General features: G+C 64.2%; 14 protein-coding genes. 7 read left to right on the forward strand and 7 right to left on the reverse strand.

Annotation, left to right across the window (positions count from 1 at the left end):
* The first annotated feature begins 336 nt into the window (after positions 1-336).
* From dusB to hflX, 7 genes are all read left to right on the forward strand, one after another.
* A complete protein-coding gene (gene dusB, locus BRAO375_RS25610) occupies positions 337-1290 on the forward strand; it encodes a tRNA dihydrouridine synthase DusB (RefSeq protein ID WP_009030349.1) in 954 nt (317 codons plus the stop codon).
* Positions 1287-2462 (forward strand): two-component system sensor histidine kinase NtrB, encoded by a 1176-nt coding sequence (locus tag BRAO375_RS25615; RefSeq protein WP_009030350.1) that lies wholly within the window; start codon positions 1287-1289, stop codon positions 2460-2462. Before dusB ends, BRAO375_RS25615 begins: the two co-directional genes overlap by 4 nt.
* A 9-nt stretch (positions 2463-2471) precedes the next feature.
* The gene (gene ntrC, locus BRAO375_RS25620) at positions 2472-3914 is read left to right on the forward strand and encodes a nitrogen regulation protein NR(I) (protein WP_006613895.1); all 1443 of its coding nucleotides are present in this window, start codon (positions 2472-2474) and stop codon (positions 3912-3914) included.
* 177 nt (positions 3915-4091) lie between these two features.
* Positions 4092-6434 (forward strand): sensor histidine kinase NtrY-like, encoded by a 2343-nt coding sequence (locus BRAO375_RS25625; protein WP_009030351.1) that lies wholly within the window; start codon positions 4092-4094, stop codon positions 6432-6434.
* A gap of 17 nt (positions 6435-6451) precedes the next feature.
* A complete protein-coding gene (gene ntrX / locus BRAO375_RS25630) occupies positions 6452-7822 on the forward strand; it encodes a nitrogen assimilation response regulator NtrX (RefSeq protein ID WP_009030352.1) in 1371 nt (456 codons plus the stop codon).
* 270 nt (positions 7823-8092) lie between these two features.
* Positions 8093-8341, forward strand: coding sequence for an RNA chaperone Hfq (gene hfq, locus BRAO375_RS25635; protein WP_006613906.1), 249 nt, complete (start codon positions 8093-8095; stop codon positions 8339-8341).
* An 11-nt stretch (positions 8342-8352) separates the two neighbouring features.
* Complete coding sequence (gene hflX / locus BRAO375_RS25640) at positions 8353-9732, forward strand: GTPase HflX (RefSeq protein ID WP_009030353.1); 1380 nt, start codon at positions 8353-8355, stop codon at positions 9730-9732.
* A gap of 40 nt (positions 9733-9772) precedes the next feature.
* Here hflX and BRAO375_RS25645 read toward each other — a convergent pair whose 3' ends face one another.
* Genes BRAO375_RS25645 through BRAO375_RS25675 form a run of 7 tightly spaced genes read right to left on the reverse strand, consistent with a single transcriptional unit; the run spans position 9773 to position 18371 of the window.
* Positions 9773-10321 (reverse strand): hypothetical protein, encoded by a 549-nt coding sequence (locus BRAO375_RS25645; RefSeq protein ID WP_035642184.1) that lies wholly within the window; start codon positions 10319-10321, stop codon positions 9773-9775.
* Between the two features lie 12 nt (positions 10322-10333).
* The gene (locus BRAO375_RS25650) at positions 10334-10942 is read right to left on the reverse strand and encodes a hypothetical protein (RefSeq protein ID WP_052536138.1); all 609 of its coding nucleotides are present in this window, start codon (positions 10940-10942) and stop codon (positions 10334-10336) included.
* Positions 10943-10953: 11 nt separating this feature from the next.
* A complete protein-coding gene (locus tag BRAO375_RS25655; protein ID WP_009030356.1) occupies positions 10954-12432 on the reverse strand; it encodes an N-acetylmuramoyl-L-alanine amidase in 1479 nt (492 codons plus the stop codon).
* Positions 12433-12450: 18 nt separating this feature from the next.
* Complete coding sequence (locus BRAO375_RS25660) at positions 12451-13494, reverse strand: hypothetical protein (protein ID WP_175345366.1); 1044 nt, start codon at positions 13492-13494, stop codon at positions 12451-12453.
* Between the two features lie 47 nt (positions 13495-13541).
* On the reverse strand, positions 13542-15275 hold the full coding sequence (locus BRAO375_RS25665; protein WP_009030358.1) for a thiamine pyrophosphate-requiring protein: 1734 nt from the start codon (positions 15273-15275) through the stop codon (positions 13542-13544).
* Between the two features lie 16 nt (positions 15276-15291).
* Positions 15292-16974 carry an FAD-dependent oxidoreductase gene (locus tag BRAO375_RS25670; RefSeq protein ID WP_009030359.1) on the reverse strand — a complete coding sequence of 561 codons (1683 nt, stop codon included), beginning with the start codon at positions 16972-16974 and terminating at the stop codon, positions 15292-15294.
* A 23-nt stretch (positions 16975-16997) separates the two neighbouring features.
* Positions 16998-18371, reverse strand: coding sequence for an MFS transporter (locus tag BRAO375_RS25675; protein ID WP_009030360.1), 1374 nt, complete (start codon positions 18369-18371; stop codon positions 16998-17000).
* Positions 18372-18429 lie beyond the last annotated feature (58 nt).

Raw genomic sequence — 18429 nt, forward strand, 5'->3', positions numbered from 1 at the left:
TGTGGCAGCGGTGCAGGATGACCCATCGCCCGCGGATTCCGCGGCCAGCCGAGAGCAGATGTGCACGGAGCCATGCAAAAACCCGGCGGCTCCCGAGTTTACTATGACTGCCGAACAAGCATATTTTGCTGCACTGCACTTGAAATGTGGATGGTCTTGGCTAAAGTGTAGGCATGACGCTTGACTGCCCAAGAATTGTGCTTGAGAGTGCGGGGCAGACGCAATGATGCGCTCGATGAGCTCGAAGAGTCGTTCGTGACCGGTCTGGCCAATACACCCGCCAAAGCCTTGAAGATAGGTGACGTTTCGCTCGGAAACCGTGCGGTGCTCGCGCCGATGTCGGGGATCACCGACGCGCCGTTCCGCCGACTCGCGGCCGAGCTGGGGGCGGGCCTGGTCGTGTCCGAGATGACCGCGAGCGATGATCTCGTGCGCGGGCGGTGGATATCCCGGCTGCGTTGCGAGGCGAGCGGCATCGGACCGCATGTGGTGCAGCTCGCCGGCTGCGAGGCGCATTGGATGGCCGAGGGCGCCAAGGTCGCGGCCGATGGCGGTGCCGACATCATCGACATCAACATGGGATGCCCGGCGCGTCACGTCACTGGCGGGCAGTCCGGCTCGGCCCTGATGCGCGATCTCGATCATGCGCTGACCCTGATCGAGGCGACGGTGGAAGCCGTCGACGTGCCCGTGACCTTGAAGATGCGGCTCGGCTGGGACGAGCGCAGCCTGAATGCGCCGGAGCTGGCGCGCCGCGCGGAGGCCGCCGGCGTGCGGCTGATCACCGTGCATGGCCGGACGCGGCAGCAGTTCTACAAGGGCGAGGCGGACTGGAGCGCGGTGCGCGCCGTGAAGGACGCCGTCGACCTGCCGGTCGTCGTCAATGGCGACATTACGAGCTACGAGGATGCCCGCGAGGCGCTCGATGCCTCCGGCGCCGACGCGGTCATGATCGGCCGCGGCGCGCAGGGGCAGCCCTGGCTGCCCGGTCAGGTCGGCCGCCGTCTCGACGGCGGCGCGGAAGAGGGTGCGCCGGAGCTGACGCAACAGCTCGTGCTTCTCACCGCGCTGTATGACGAGATCTGCCGTCACTACGGCGAGCGGGTCGGCCTGCGCCATGCCCGCAAGCATCTCAGCTGGGGGCTCGACGTGGCCGCCCAGCACGCCAACGCCCCGGCCGAAAAACTGAAGGCGTGGCGTGAGCGTATCCTGACATCCGAGCAGCCGTCCCTGGTCCATCGGGCGCTGCGTGAAGCTTTCGACGATTTTGCCTGGAGTGCAGCCGCATGAGCTCAGCCGCAGAACAGCGCAAGCGACTTCCATCGGATGGCGATGCCATCCTCAATGCCCTGCCGAATCCGGTGCTGGTCATCGGCCCTGATGGCATGATCATGGATGCCAACATGGCGGCGGAATCGTTCTTCGATTCCTCCACCCAATTCCTGCAGCGGCAATCGCTCAAGAAGCTGGTGCCGTTCGGCTCGCCGCTGTTGGCACTGATCGATCAGGTGCGCACCACCAGCGCGCCGGTCAACGAGTACAAGGTCGACCTGGGCACGCCGCGCACCGGCGCCGACCGGCTCGTCGACCTGCACGTCGCCCCATTGCCGGAGCGGCCGGGCCATATCGTCGTGATGCTGCAGGAGCGCACCATCGCCGACAAGATGGACCGCCAGCTCACCCACCGCAGCGCCGCGCGCTCGGTGATCGCGCTGGCCGCGATGCTGGCACATGAGATCAAGAACCCGCTGTCGGGCATCCGCGGCGCCGCGCAGCTGCTGGAGCAGCAGGCCTCCTCGGAAGACCGAATGCTGACGCGGCTGATCTGCGACGAGGCCGACCGCATCGTCACTTTGGTCGACCGCATGGAGGTGTTCGGCGACGACCGCCCAGTGGCACGCGGGCCGGTCAACATTCACTCCGTGCTCGATCACGTGAAGCGGCTGGCGCAGTCGGGCTTCGCGCGCAACATCCGCTTCATCGAGGACTACGATCCGTCGCTGCCGCCGGTGCTCGCCAATCAGGATCAGCTGATCCAGGTGTTCCTGAACTTGGTCAAGAACGCCGCCGAGGCGGTCGTCGACCTCGGTACCGATGCCGAGATTCAGCTCACCACCGCCTTCCGCCCGGGCGTGCGGCTGTCGGTGCCCGGCAAGAAGTCGCGGGTGTCGCTGCCGCTGGAGTTCTGCGTCAAGGACAACGGCCCCGGCGTGCCGGAAGACCTGATGCCGAACCTGTTCGATCCGTTCGTGACCACCAAGCCGACCGGAAGCGGCCTCGGTCTTGCATTGGTCGCGAAGATCATCGGCGACCATGGCGGGATCATCGAGTGCGAGTCGCAGCCGCGCAAGACGACCTTCCGGGTGCTGATGCCGATGTACAGCGCCAGCAAACAACCAGACCAAAGCAATCGCGATGACGTTTCGGGGACGCCGTTGCATGCCTCTCAGGGATCAAATTGAGGACCACCTATGCCTGCAGGTAGCATTCTCGTTGCCGACGACGATACGGCCATCCGCACGGTCCTGAACCAGGCGCTGTCACGCGCCGGTTACGAGGTGCGGCTGACCGGCAACGCCGCCACCCTGTGGCGCTGGGTGAGCCAGGGCGAGGGCGATCTCGTCATCACCGACGTGGTGATGCCGGACGAGAACGCGTTCGACCTGTTGCCGCGGATCAAGAAGATGCGGCCGAACCTGCCGGTCATCGTGATGAGCGCGCAGAACACCTTCATGACCGCGATCAAGGCCTCCGAGCGCGGCGCCTATGAGTATCTGCCGAAGCCGTTCGACCTGAAGGAGCTGATCGCGATCGTCGGCCGCGCGCTGGCGGAGCCGAAGGAGCGGGCGGCGAGCCAGCCGGATGACAGCGAGTTCGAATCGATCCCGCTGGTCGGCCGCTCGCCGGCGATGCAGGACATCTATCGCGTGCTGGCGCGGCTGATGCAGACCGACCTCACGGTGATGATCTCCGGCGAGAGCGGCACCGGCAAGGAGCTGGTCGCCCGCGCGCTGCACGACTACGGCAAGCGCCGCAACGGCCCGTTCGTCGCGGTCAACATGGCGGCGATCCCGCGCGACCTGATCGAATCGGAATTGTTCGGCCATGAGCGCGGCGCCTTCACCGGCGCCAACACCCGCGCCTCCGGCCGTTTCGAGCAGGCCGAGGGCGGCACCCTGTTCCTGGACGAGATCGGCGACATGCCGATGGAGGCGCAGACGCGGCTTTTGCGCGTGCTGCAGCAGGGCGAGTACACCACCGTCGGCGGCCGCACCCCGATCAAGACCGACGTGCGCATCGTCGCAGCCTCCAACAAGGACCTACGGATCCTGATCCAGCAGGGGCTGTTCCGCGAGGACCTGTTCTTCCGCCTCAACGTCGTGCCGCTGCGGCTGCCGCCGTTGCGCGAGCGCATCGAGGACCTGCCGGATCTCGTCCGTCACTTCTTCGCGCTGGCCGAGAAGGACGGGCTGCCGCCGAAGAAGCTCGACGCCGCGGCGCTGGAGAGGCTCAAGCAGCACCGCTGGCCGGGCAACGTCCGCGAGCTGGAGAACCTCGCCCGCCGCTTGGCGGCGCTGTATCCGCAGGACGTGATCACCGCTTCGGTGATCGACGGCGAGCTGGCGCCGCCGGCGGTGACCACCGGGTCGAACGCGCCGACCTCGATCGACAATCTCGGTGGTGCGGTAGAGGCGTACCTGTCTTCGCATTTCCAGGGATTTCCGAACGGCGTGCCGCCGCCGGGCCTGTATCACCGCATCCTCAAGGAGATCGAGATCCCGCTGCTCACGGCAGCGCTGGCGGCAACGCGGGGAAATCAGATCCGCGCGGCCGATCTGCTCGGCCTCAACCGCAACACGCTGCGGAAGAAGATTCGCGATCTGGACATCCAGGTCTACCGCAGCGGGGGCTAGTAACGGTTTTTTGACACCGTTTCGGGGCCTGAAAGCAGCCCCAGATGAGAATTAATGCAGACAAATCCGCGACGTGCTTCCGCGCCGTGGATTTGTCGCAATTTGGCAACAGCGTGGTAGGAATGCATCAGTCCGATTCTTCAGGACATGCGGCGTTCACCTCACCCCATTGCCGGAATGACCAGCGCAGAAGCCACGGCCACCCCCTTCGACCCATCGTCCGCCGACGGCCGGCGCTGGACCTGGCGCACCTGGCTGGCGCCGGTGGCGGTCGGGCTCGCGCTGCTGTCGGCCTTCCTGACCTTCATCGTTCTGGTCGGCCTCAGCCCGATCGAGCCGACGCCTGAGGTCGTCAGCACCTTCCTGCTGATCGATGCCGGAACGATCCTGATCCTGGTCGGGATCATCATCCGCGAGGTCTGGCAGATGGTCCAGGCGCGGCGGCGGGGCCGGGCCGCGGCGCGGCTGCACGTCCAGATCGTCAGCCTGTTCTCGGTGATCGCGGTGCTGCCGGCGGTGCTGGTGTCGCTGGTCGCCAACGTGACCATCGACCGCGGCCTCGACCGGCTGTTCTCCGGACCCGCCAAGGAGGCGATCCAGAACTCACTGACGGTCGCGCGCGCCTACACCTATGAGCACGCCCAGCTGATCCGCGGCGACATCCTCGGCATGGCCAACGACATTGCGCACGCGCGGCCGCTGTTCGACCAGGACCGCGGCACCTTCCGCGAGCTGCTCACCGCCAGCGCCGCCTCGCGCAATCTGCCGGGCGCGATGCTGATCGACAAGGACCGCAACGTCCTGGAGACCGCCGAGACCGGCATCCAGCAGAGCTTCCAGACGCCGCCGGCCGACTTCCTCTCGAACGTCAACGAGACCGAGCCGCAGATCGCGGTGTTCCCCGACGCCAACTACGTCGCTGCCGTCATCCGTCTGCGCGCCTTCAACGACACCTTCCTCTATGTCGCCCGGCTGCTCGACCCCCGCGTGATCGCGCAGCTCAAGCAAACCGAGACTTCCGTGGCCGAATACGCCCAGGTGGAGTCGCGCCGCCTCGGCATCCAGGTCGCCTTCGCGCTGATGTTCGCGGTGATCGCGCTGACCATCCTGATGGCGTCGGTGCTGATCGGCCTGAACTTCGCCAACTGGCTGGTGTCGCCGATCCGGCAACTGATGAACGCCGCGCATACGGTGGCGACCGGCGACCTCAACGTCCAGGTTCCGGTGCAGCGCTCCGAGGGCGATCTCGCCCAGCTCGGCCTGACCTTCAACAAGATGACGCAGGAGCTGCGCACCCAGCGCGACGAGCTGGTCAGCGCCAGCGACCTGATCGACAGCCGTCGCCGCTTCATCGAGGCGGTGCTCTCGTCGGCGTCCGCCGGCATCATCGGCGTTGATGCCTCAGGCAGCGTCGGCATCCTCAACCGCTCGGCCGAGAAGCTGATCGGACATGCCGAGCAGGAGGTGCTCGATCATCCGCTGTCGGACGTGCTGCCCGAGCTCGACGACATGATGAAGACCGCGCGCGAGGGCAAGCAGCGCCTGGTGCAGGGGCAGATCACGATCCAGCGCGACGGCCATGAGCGCAATCTGTCGGTGCGCGTCACCGCGGAGCAGACCAACCAGGCGCGCGACAGCTATATCATCACGCTCGACGACATCACCGAATTGGTCTCGGCGCAGCGCACCTCGGCGTGGGGCGACGTCGCCCGCCGCATCGCGCACGAGATCAAGAATCCGTTGACGCCGATTCAACTGTCCGCAGAACGAATTCGCCGCAAATTCGGCAAGGTCATCACCGAGGACAAGGCCGTATTTGAGCAATGTACCGAGACGATCGTGCGGCAGGTCGACGACATCAGGCGAATGGTCGACGAGTTCTCTCGGTTTGCGCGGATGCCGAAGCCGGTGATGGAAGGCGAGGACGTCGCCGACGCGGTCCGCCAGGCCGTGTTCCTGATGAAGGTCGCGCATCCCGAGATCGACATCGAGACCGACATCAAGCAGGACCCGCTGCGCGCGCAGTTCGACCGAAGGCTGATCTCGCAGGCGCTGACCAACATCATCAAGAACGCCACCGAGGCGATCGAGGTGGTGCCGGAAGAGGAGCTCGGCAAGGGCCGCATCGACGTCGTGGCCTCGCGCGAGGGCGACGACGTGCTGATCGACGTGATCGACAATGGCATCGGCCTGCCGAAGGTCGCACGACAGCGGCTGCTCGAGCCCTATGTCACGACGCGCGCCAAGGGCACCGGCCTTGGGCTCGCGATCGTCGGACGCGTGCTCGAGGATCATGGCGGCAAGCTGGAGCTGAAGGACGCCTCCGATTTCCGTCCCGGCCAGCGTGGCGCCTGGATGCGGCTGCGCTTTGCCGTGTCCGGCCAGGCCGCACAACCTGGCGCGAAGGAGCAGACGCCCGCTCCCAACGATGCGCAAAAGACCGGAGACGGCGGGGAAACCGCTGGCCCGGCTCAAGCGACCAACGATCAACCAAAAATCCAAGCCGCAACCGGCAGCTGACGAGACAGGCGTGACCCATGGCGAGTGATATTCTGATTGTCGACGATGAAGCCGATATCCGGGAGCTGGTTGCCGGCATCCTGGACGATGAAGGCTTCACGACTCGAACGGCTCGCGACAGCGATTCGGCGCTCGCCGAGATCGCCGGCCGCCGGCCGAACCTGGTGTTTCTCGATATCTGGCTGCAGGGCTCCAAGCTCGACGGCCTGCAGCTGCTCGAGCAGATCAAGAAGGACCATCCCGATCTGCCGGTCGTGATGATCTCCGGCCACGGCAACATCGAGACCGCGGTCGCCGCGATCAAGCGCGGCGCCTATGACTTCATCGAGAAGCCGTTCAAGTCGGACCGCCTGATCCTGGTGGCGACGCGCGCGCTGGAGAATTCGCGGCTGAAGCGCGAGGTGCGAGAGCTCAAGCAGCTGGCGCCGACCGCGAGCAACATGACCGGCCGTTCGCCGTCGATGAACCAGCTGCGCCAGACCATCGAGCGCGCCGCCAAGGCCAACAGTCGCATCCTGATCGTCGGACCTCCGGGCTCCGGCAAGGAGCTCGCGGCCCGCACGCTGCATGCGCAATCACCGCGCGCCGAAGGCCCGTTCGTGGTGATCAACGCGGCTGCGATCACGCCGGAGCGGATGGAGGAAGAGCTGTTCGGTATCGAGCAGTCCAACGGCGAGCAGTCGCGCAAGACCGGCGCGCTCGAGGAGGCGCATGGCGGCACGCTGTTCGTCGACGAGATCGCCGACATGCCGCGAGAGACGCAGAACAAGATTTTGCGCGTCCTGGTCGACCAGACCTTCCAGCGCGCCGGCGGCACCACCAAGGTGCACGTTGACGTGCGCATCATCTCCTCGACGGCACGGAACCTGGAGGAGGAGATCGCCAGCGGCCGCTTCCGCGAGGATCTCTATCACCGCCTCTCGGTGGTGCCGATTCGCGTCCCGCCGCTGTCGGAGCGCCGCGAGGACATTCCCGAGCTGATCGATTATTTCATGGATCAGATCTCGATCACGACCGGCCTGCCGAAGCGGCAGATCGGCCAGGATGCGATGGCCGTGCTGCAGTCGCATGTCTGGCCCGGCAACGTCCGCCAGCTTCGCAACAACGTCGAGCGCGTGATGATTCTCGCCGCTGGCGGCCCGGAGGTGATCATCACCGCCGACATGCTGCCGCCGGACGTGGGATCGATGGTGCCGGCGATGCCGACCAGCAACAATGGCGAGCACATCATGGGCCTGCCGCTGCGCGAGGCGCGCGAGGTGTTCGAGCGCGACTACCTGATCGCGCAGATCAGCCGTTTCTCCGGCAACATCTCGCGCACCGCCGAGTTCGTCGGCATGGAGCGCTCGGCCCTGCACCGCAAGCTGAAGGCGCTCGGGGTCGGCTAGCGTGGTCACCCGGCAAAGTTTGCCGACCTGGACGAATTTACATTGGAAAATTCGGCGGGTTCCGGACTTTTACGGGCGAATCCGGGGGTTTTGGAACCTCGGTCGACGCAAGCGGCTTGCCTAATATGCTCGCCTGTCCTCTAATCGCGCGTCCCATGATCCCTCGAGGGGGATCTCAATGGATCATGGGTCACCGCGACGGCACCGAGGCCGGCAATCGGGTCGCCGCAGGTCCAATAAGAAAAAGCACAAGACTGCGAGATAACAACAATGGCGGCAGACCGCGCACAAAACCTACAAGACACGTTTCTCAACCACGTCCGCAAGACCAAGACACCGCTCACGATCTTCCTGGTCAACGGCGTGAAACTGCAGGGGATTGTCACATGGTTCGACAATTTCTGCCTGTTGCTCCGGCGCGACGGTCATTCGCAGCTCGTCTACAAGCATGCGATCTCCACCATCATGCCGGGTGCTCCGATCCAGCTGTTCGAGGGCGGCGAGGACGCCTCTGCGTGAGAGTGACCTGATTGGAACCCCGCGATCGCGAAGGGACCATCGGCCTTGCGAGGCCGGATGACGTCAAGACAACGGGCCGGGTCATCGTGGTCGGCCCGTACTTGCGGACACGCCGTGGCGACGACGGCGCGTCGGCCACTCATTCGGAGATGCGTGACGTCGAGGCGCGGATCGACGAGGCCGCGGGGCTTGCGCGCGCCATCAATCTGACCGTGGTGGAGTCCATTCTCGCGCTGATCGGGCAGATCCGTCCCGCGACCTATCTCGGCAAGGGGAAAGTCGACGAGATCGCCGGCGTGATCGCAAGCCAGGGCGCCGAGCTCGTCGTCATGGATTGCGCGCTGTCGCCGATCCAGCAGCGCAACCTGGAGAAGGCGTGGAACACCAAGGTGCTCGACCGCACCGGCCTGATCCTGGAGATCTTCGGCCGCCGCGCCAAGACCAAGGAAGGCGCGCTGCAGGTCGAGCTCGCGCATCTCAACTATCAGCGCAGCCGCCTAGTGCGATCCTGGACCCATCTCGAGCGCCAGCGCGGCGGCTTCGGCTTCATGGGCGGTCCGGGCGAAACCCAGATCGAGGCCGACCGCCGGCTGATCGGCGACCGTATCACGCGGCTCGAGAACGAACTGAAGAAGGTGCAGGCGACGCGCCGGCTGCATCGCGCCGGACGCCAGCGGGTGCCGTATCGCGCCGTCGCGCTGGTCGGCTACACCAATGCCGGCAAGTCGACGCTGTTCAATCGCCTGACGCGCGCCGACGTGCAGGCCGCGGACATGCTGTTCGCGACGCTCGATCCGACCCTGCGCGCGATCAGCCTGCCGCATGGCGGCAAGGCGATGCTCTCCGACACGGTCGGCTTCATCTCCAACCTGCCGACGCAGCTGGTCGCGGCGTTCCGCGCCACGCTGGAAGAAGTGCTGGAGGCCGACGTCATCCTGCACGTCCGCGACATGTCGCATGAGGATGCCGAGGCGCAGCAGCACGACGTCGAGCTTGTGCTGAGTCAACTCGGCATCGACCCCGAGGCCACCGACAGCATCATCGAGGTCTGGAACAAGATCGATCGGCTCGACGAGTCAGCGCGCGAGAACCTCGCCAACATCGCCGCCCGCCGTCCGCCTGAGCGTCCCTGCTTCATGGTTTCGGCCGAGACCGGAGAGGGCGTCGACGCCCTGCTGCAGGCGATCGAGGACAGGCTTGCAGCGGCGCGGACCACGCTCGACCTCACGATCGATGCGGCCGATGGCGCCGGCATCAGCTGGCTGCATCGCAATGCCGAGGTGCTCAGCAAGGAGCTGCACGAAGGCCATTACGACATGACCGTGCGCGTCGATGCCACCAAGCGCGACATCGTGGTCGAGCGCTATCACGGCGTGCCCAGGGTGGCATGAACTGTCGGGACAGTCGCGCGCCCGCCTGGCCGTAATCATGTCAGAGCTTCGCGAACACCCATCGTCCCGCCTCCGCTCGAAGCACATAAAGCTCGCCAGCGTTGAGCGGAGTGCCGGAGGAGGTATTTCCGTCTGTGTTCAACACGCCCCTGAGGTCGGCCTGGGTCTCCACGTCGAAGGTCGCGATTTGATGGGGCTGCATAGTCACGACGCGTGAAGTGCCGCCGACAAACAAGACAAACTTGAGCGTCTGTTCGGCAGCGTTGTAGAATCCAATACTGCTGCTGGAGACAACGGGATCCTCCAAGACGCGACGTTGTGTTGGCACAGGGTAGACAAAGGTTCCGCCTGTCACTCCTCTTGGCCCCTGTACAATGGTCGGTGCTACGGGCCCCGGGGTTGGAGCGAGGCCAGGGATATTTAGGTTGCTGCCCGGGACGTTGAGGGTGTTCCTCCCGCCGGTCGTGGTAGACTGCGGAATTCGCAGGCCGTAGTTTTCGACGTTCACCTGAGATAGGCACGGCTCTGAACCGAAGAAGATCATGAAGTTGAGGGCAAGCAGGATTTTGAACTCGGCCGTTTTCCACATTGTCCCTCTCCTTCAACGAGGAAACTCGTCCGCGGCTGGCGATCCCATCGTGACCCGTCGCGTATTCGCCTGGGATTGGTCCGCCGCAACAGCTTCCGTCTGTCCGTTTCCTTGGAATGTCGCTCGGGGGGGGCCTGGTACGACGTCGGCATTCGGCCGTCCATCCGGGCTATTCGACATGCGACCGAAAATGTATCCAGCGATCGTGCCCAAAAGGCTGAAGACGGGTGCAGTTTGTTGATCGGTATAGCCGGCAACGATCAGAAACAAGGACGCAAAAACGACTATAAGAATAAGGAATGCCTTGTAGAATTCTGGAGTCAGCGTCCCGGTATAGGCCATCAGGCACAGCATCGCGCCCATAACGATCAGCACGATGATCGTAAGCGCTGTCAGCCAGAATTCGTAGGGCGTTTTGAATGTGAGATATGCCGTAGGAGCGCGTTGCTCTGCACTCGTTCGAGCCTCTGCAGGAGGTGCCGGATTGGAGACCTGCGGTTCGGACTGGCTGGCGGACGGCGCAGCATTGGATGGCCCGGTCTCGGCGTAAGAGCTGCCGCTGAATTGCGAATTGACTAGGAGAAGGAGCGCGCCAAGCGCCAGAGCTAAGAATACCTTCATAGCGCCCCACCTCAAGCGACGAGATTTCTGCTCAATACGAATTCTCGCAGTCCGCGTAAGTAAGCCAATGCAAGCTTCTCCTCTCCCAAACCGGCTACTGTCACGCAATCGCTTGTGTTCGAGCCGAAGAACGGCTCGCAGAGCACGCTCGGAACGTTAGGCAGCGCGGAAACAGAAATCCAGCCGCGATCGCCGCGGGATACGACCGAGAGGCCCCGATTGCCCCTCAGGGGCAAGCCTAAGGAACTACGAAGAGCGGACGTAATGCTGGACGCAAGCGCAGCCGCCGCAGGTTTTCCTCCCGCCAGAAGAACCTCGGTGCCCGTCGCCGCTGAATTATCCGAGGAATTGAAGTGGAGTTCGACCGCGCAAACCGGATTGAAGGCGGCAGCTTCCGCGTAGGCGGCCAGAATTTCACGTTCGACGCTTGGGTTTGATTGGCGTGTGAAGACCTTGAGCTCGAGATTGTACTGAGCTGCATTCCTCAGCATGTATGCCGCTACTTCACCATTGAAGACGAACTCGGTCCGCGAAAGCGGTGACACAGCACTCGATCCAGGTGACCGAGCGTTATGACCAATTACGATCGCGACCCGTGCTGTCGATCCCTCAGGCGTCGCGACGTTCGAAAGGGGCGCAGCCGGAGCCCCATCTTCGCTTGATCCCGACCCGTTGCTTCCTTGTTTCAACAACGAACCTGATTCCTCAAATAATCTGAGGACGCCTGTGATATAGTTCGGATCGGCGGAATAATGTGGCGCAATAAAGCGGATGTAGGCAGCCCCATTATGGCTGTATCTCTCCCAACCGGAATAGGAGTCGCCGCTGGCGATGAAGTGCCAGTATCCCTCTATGAAGGCCGTGAGCGACGAAAAATTGCAGTAGGTCGTGCTGTCCCCATCGGAGCCGGTGTAATCGACGGGCGTGCAATACCCCTGCATTCGCGCCCGATATTTGATTCCGCCGAAATTATTGTACTTGCGAGCCAGAGGGCTCGTTCCGCGACCAGATTCCTGGATCCATTGCGCGAGGCTGGCAATCTTGAGCTCCGCGCTCACCTTGTCGTAACTACGGTAGGTGGATATGAGGCCCGCCCAGCCGTCGAGACTTGCAGAAGAGGTTGTGTCGGATCCCTGAGCTGGTTGGCGCGAGCGATCCCTCTTTGCGGGTCTTCCGCTATTTGGCTGAGTTGGCGGCGGCGCCGTCCGGATCGCCAAGCCAGCTTGTGTACCGATCTTGTCGAAATCCTGAAGAAAGAAATTTCCGATGACCCCGGTGAGATTATCAATGATCTGCTGGAGCGTCGATGTGAGGGCGCGTATTTCGTCTGCGACGCTTTCAAATTCCTGCAAGACAACTTCTTCTTGCAGGTCGGATAGACGTTTCAGCTCAGCTTTGATCTTCTGCTTCTGCTCGTCTGTGCTTGCTTGAGCAAATGAATCTCGCAGACGGCCGCGAATGATTTCTATCGTGTCCAGCGTGTCGCTCATGAACCGCCTCCAGGAGAGTTATTTTGTGGCAAGCTCTGCGATATGCGTTTTCGCGGATTTCGCTGCGGCCTCCATCTCCACGGCGAGCGCTGTTAGTCCAGTGACATTGTCGACCAATGTTGGTCCAGCCTCGGCAGCCGCCTTGGCGCGGTCTAGCGCTTTGATCGTTGCTTCGAGCAGGATGACCCAGTCGGCCAGTAATTTTCGGTATGTCGCGATGCGCTTGCTGTCTTCGGCGGTCAACGTTCCACCTTCATTGAAGTCCCGGACGGAGGCGGCGGTCAAAACTGGGAAAATGGCGGATGTGCCGTTGCGCAAGTGCAATAGCAGGTCGCGGACGGGCTGATAGTTCTGGACCAGGAAAATCCGGAACTCTTCTTGTGCGCGGTACTTGAGTGCGCTCTGAATGAAGGGAAGCAATGTCTGGAACACTTTGTCGAGCGTCGCCATGGAAGCTGTAAACGAGGCAGCGTTCGAGCCGACGGAGGCGGCCCCCCCGATCGCAACGATGGAGTTGGTCGTTGCAGATTCCATCGCTGAGAGCTTTGCGGCCAATGTTTGCGCGGTCTGACCACTCTCTAATCCGTAGAGAAGATCATTGTAGGCCTTGATGACCTGGAGGGCGCCTCTGAAGGCTGCGGTGCCCGGAGGATCTACCGAGTCCGTAAAAAACCGAGCCAGCCCGGGGTCGAAGCGCGTTGTGCTTTTCGCGTACTTATAATGCCTCAAGAAAAGGGCGCGCTCTTGAATAGCCAGCTGATCGAGTATCGCGGTAGAGGCGTCGTTGGTCTTGTCAAATGCGTTCTTGTAGACCTCGAACTCCTGCAAAGCGGCGGTCGCGCAGCCGAGCAGGAGAAGGAATGCAAAACACGAAACAAATCGCCGCATGCTGGCCCCCAGGGGCGACGCAACAATAACAACAGACCAAATCTCAATAGTCCAATCGAAGTAAGTGTTGCACACCTCTGGGGTGCTTGACAATCTTCTCCAAAGATAAGCGCGAGATTTTGTTGGCTCGCGAAAATGGGCGGACCGGGTAAGTAGCGTCGGCGTGCGGATCAAGACAAAGGCTCGGATCGATCGTCCGCTCCTGGCTTCCGTCGGCAAGCCTATAACGGGGTTACGGCGACGTGCAGCACGGCCGAGCGTCCTGCGTCGACGGCTGCGAGGCAATCGTCGATGGCCAAGTCGAGCGCGTCGGGGTCGCCGACCCGTTCGCCATGGGCGCCGAATGCACGGGCGATGTCGACGAGCCTCCGCTCCTCATCTTCGCGGCCGGTGCACAGACAGGACAGGAACGCGTCCGCCCGCTGCGCCGCGCCGTCCGGATAGACGCGCTGAACCGATGCCTTCACCGCCTGCCAGCCTTTGTTGTCCAAAATCACCGTCAGGATCGGCAGGCGATATTGCTGCGAAACGGCATAGACGGAATCCGGCGCGGAAAAATGGTAAGCACCATCGCCGACGATCTGCACGATGCGACGCGTGGGATTGGCGAGCTTCAGTCCGAGCGCCATGCCGCCGCTGAAGCCGAGGCCGCCGCCCGCGAGGCCGACATAGGTCATCGGCCTGGTGCGGCGCAGCTGCTGCTGCAGGATTGGTGCGTTGCGGACCGCCTCATTGACGACGATGTCGTCTTCCGACAGCAGCGCCTGCAACCGGGCGAACAGATGGGCCGGGTTGATGGCACCGCGCGCGCCTTTCTGTGCGGCAGCAGCCATCCGCCTCGCCTCCACGGCCTCGCGGGCGGGCCTCCAGCTTGCGATCCGGTCGCGGACCTTCTTCAGATAGGACTCGTCGCTGCGGGCGATGACGATCTCCAGCACCTGACGCAGAATGACGGCTGAATCGCCTTGGATGCGAAGATCGGTGGCGAACCCCCACATCGGAATGTCCGCCTTGAGGGCGTCGATGTCGATCTGGATCCAGCGTAGCCGGTCCGCCGCCTTCACCATCTGCGGAACGAACGGGACGTCGGTGTCGATGAGCAGCCCGAGATCGGCACCCGCGATGAGGCCGGCCGGATCGGAGCCCGCGAAGCAGGGCGAGTCCTGGCAGATGTTCATCGTGACCGGATTGAACTCGGCAACGCGGATGCCGCAGACCAGCGCCAGTCGCTCGAGCACCGACACGGCGTCCGGATGACGCCCGAGATAGGCCGTCAGCGCGATCGGACATTCCGCCGCCATCAGGGCGTCCGCGATGGCCTCCGCGCGCGCGGGCTCGACACCGCCGGCTCTCACGCCGCCGTAGCGGGCGGTCCCATAGGACGGCATCGCCGTATCGTCCCAGGTCTCGGCGAGCGTCTCGCGCGGCAGCATCATGTAGACCGGGCCGGGCGGATCGCTGTGCATGAACGCAGCCGCGCGGGCCAGCGCTTCCTTGACGACGGCGCCCGACGGGAGCGTGTACTCCCACTTCACATAGGGCCTGATGATGCTGGCCTGATCGAAACTATCCTGCACGAAGTGCACATAGGTGTCGCGTCCCGCCGGCAACTCGCCATGGATCGTGAACGGTGCCCGGCCCGCAACGAGGAGGACGGGCAGCCGATAGCGGAACGCATTCTGAATGGCCATGCAGGCATTCGCGGTGCCGGCATCGACGTGAACGAACACGGCCTGGCCGCGGCCGGTCAGCATCGCATATCCCATCGCCATGTGCACCGCGACCACCTCGTGCGGACACAGGATCACCTCGGGACGACGCCGGCCTTCGCTGTCCCAGCGCGCGATCTCCTCGATCAGCGAGACGTGGTCAGTGCCGAGATTGGCAAAGATGTAGTCGATGCCGAGATCGACCAGCGCCGCGAGAAAGTGGTGCGCGGTGCTATGGCTCGTCACTGGGCCGGGACGATGATCAGGCGACGACGGTGTCACGGCGCGCGGCCTCGGGTTGTTTGGTCAGACCGCGCAGACGATCGAGAAGCTGGCCGGGATTGCCCGGTGAGGCCATGCCGCGCCAGGCGATGTGCGAGTCGGGCCGCAGCACCAACAGGTTCTCCGCGAAGCCATAGCCGGACTTGGCCCGGTCGACATCGACGAGCGCCAGGGGCACGCCCTGTCGGGCCGCGGCCTCGCGCAGCGGCGCGGCATCGATGGTCGGATCAAACCGCACCAGCGTGTAGGCCGGGCCGAGCGCGTCGAGCAGCGAACGTCCATCCGCCAGCCAGACATGGGGTGCGCGTGCGCCCGGCACGGTCGACGCGGTAAAATGGCCCATGCCATAGGCCGGCGGCGTTTCGCCATCATAGGCAATGGCTGGCGAGCCGTCGTAGTAGTAGCCGAAGTTCAGGCCGGCGCAGCAATATTGCTGCACGTTGAGATCGTAGGCGGCCTGGCCGATCCTGGCTCGCGCCGCGTCGCCTGCGGGGCCATCAAACTCCACCTCTGCAGGCACGCCGCGCCGCTGGCTCATGACGGCGAGGGCGTGGTTCATCGCGAAATGCGACACCTGCTCGGTGATCGGCTGCCGCTCGGCTTCGTAGGCGTCGAGCAGGGCAGGGGCGGCCCAGCCCTGGATCACGCCGGCCAGCATCCAGCACAGGTCCACCGCATCGGCGATCCCGGCGTTCATGCCGTAGCCGGCGTAGGGAATCCAGAGATGCGCGGCATCGCCGCAGATGAAGGCGCGGCGATCCCGGAAACGGTCGGCCACGAGCCGACGGCCGATCCAATCCTCCTTGCTGATGATCTCGTAGTGGAAGCGCTCGTCGACGCCCAGGATGGTGCGCAGCGCCCAGTCGCGATCGACGCTGTCGAACTCGACCTCGTCGGCGGCGAGGTGGTTGTGGATCAGCCAATTGTCGCGCCCGTCGATGGCTACGGTGGTGCCGCAGCGGCGCGGGTTGAGCGACATCGTCATCCACGCCGGCTTCTGGGTGATCAGGTCCTTGAGCGCGGGAGCGTGGATGTAGGTGGATTGCACCCGCTGCACGACGTCGGTGCCGCTGAGACGGGAGCCGATGAGCTTGCGCACAATGGAGCGTCCGCCATCGCAGCCGATCAGATAGTCGGCCGTGATGGTGATGTCCTGCTCGGTTTGCAAATCGCGCGCCCGTGCGATCACGCCACTGTCGCCCTGCTCGAAGGTTTCGAGCTGGACGCGGTTGAGAATTCTGATGCCGCGCTGCGCCTCGGCGCAGGCAAACAGGATCGGCTCGAGATAGATCTGGTTGATGCGATGCGGCGGCTCGGGCGTCGGCCAGTCGGTGTCCGGCCCTCCCGTCGCCGTATAGCGGTCCTGACGGGACGGAATCGGGATGCGCGTGAGCTCGCGGCCGACGACCGCCGTGCGATAGGCGCAGTCGTTGGGGAAGTCGGAGGGCAGACCGCCGTCACGCACCGCGCGGACGATGCCGAGGCGACGAAACACCTCCATGGACCGCGCGGAGACGTGATTGCATTTCACGTTCGGCGGCTCGCCGGCACGCCGGATCTCCGCGACGACGACCTCGATGCCGCGCGAGGCAAGATCCATGGCTGCGGTCAGCCCGACCGGACCGGCGCCCACGATGAGGACCTGGGTTTGCATCATCTTCATGTCAGTTCTCTTGGGCTCGGGAGCTAGGCACGCTCGGCGGCGGAGAGCTCGCCGCGTTGCGTGTCGTCGGAGGTTGGAAGACTGCCGCGCATGCCGAGGACGGCCAATCCGAGGATCACCAGGGCAGAGCACAGCTGCGGCACGGCGCTGGCCCGAAACAGCGAGGCGACGTCCCACTTTGCGGCGAGCATCAAGCCTCCGAGCGTGACGCCGAGGATCGAGCCGAAGCGGCCGATGCCCAGCGCCCAGCCGATGCCGGTGCCACGGATGTAGGTCGGGTAGATGCGCGCCGCATAGGCGTTGCAGCCGATCTGCCCGCCGATGACGGCTACGCCGGCGATGAAGACGGCAGGCACGAGGATCGGCAACGAGGCGCCGGCGACGCCGATGGTGATGATCGACAGAAAGCCGGCGACATAGGTCACGAACAGGACGCGGTCGAAGCCGAAGCGTTCGATCAGCAGGCCGAGGCCGATCGTGCCGAGCATGCCGCCGAGCTGGAACGCCACGCCGACGGCAATCGCCGCTTGAACGTCGAGCCCGACACCATGCGTGAGCGTCGGCAGCCAGCTGTTGAGGAAATAGATGTCCATCATGTTCATGAAGAACATGACCCACAGCAGCAAGGTCGGCACCAGGCGCCGGTTCGTGAACAGCTGCGGCAGCAGGAAGCCCTTGCCCTTCTCCTCGACGATCGTGAACTGCGCATCGGCCGGGAGCCGCGCCGACGGATCGATACGCAGCAGCAGCGCGCGCACGCGGTCGCTCTTGCGGCCATCGAGCGCCAGCAAGGACAGCGACTCCGGCAGCCACAGAATAAGGATCGGGCAAAGGATCAGCGGCAGCACGCCACCGATGATGAAGATGAACTGCCAGCCATAGGCGGTGATGAGCTTGGCCGCGACCGCGCCGCCGATCGCCGAGCCCAGCGACACCGTCATGAACATCAGCATGATCAGCAGCGTCCTACGGCGCTGCGGCGCGTATTCGCCGGTCAAGGCGATGGTGTTCGGCAGGACGCCGCCGAGCCCGATGCCGGTGACGAAGCGCAGCATGACCAGGTCGGAGACGCTGGTGGCCTGGCTCGTCGCCAGCGATCCCAGCGCAAACACGAGGACGCCGGCAACGACCAGCCATTTGCGTCCGAGATAGTCGGCGAGGGCGCCGAACAGCAGAGAGCCGATCATCACGCCGAACAGCGACGCTCCGAACACGGGGCCTAACGCTCCTGGTGCCAGATGCAGGTCCTTGCTGAGGGCGGGCGCCACGAAGCCGAGCGCCTGGGCATCGAAGCCGTCGAGCCCGACGACCAGCGCGCACAGACAGATCACCCGGATCTGGAATCGAGATAGCGGCCGTTCGTCGACGTAGCGTGTGAGATTGATCGCTTGCGACAATTGTCCCTCCCCAATGACCTTGTTGTGACCTCGCGCCCTCGGTGGCGCCGGCTGTTTG

The organism is Bradyrhizobium sp. ORS 375 (assembly GCF_000239775.1).
In the GTDB taxonomy this organism is placed as follows: domain Bacteria; phylum Pseudomonadota; class Alphaproteobacteria; order Rhizobiales; family Xanthobacteraceae; genus Bradyrhizobium.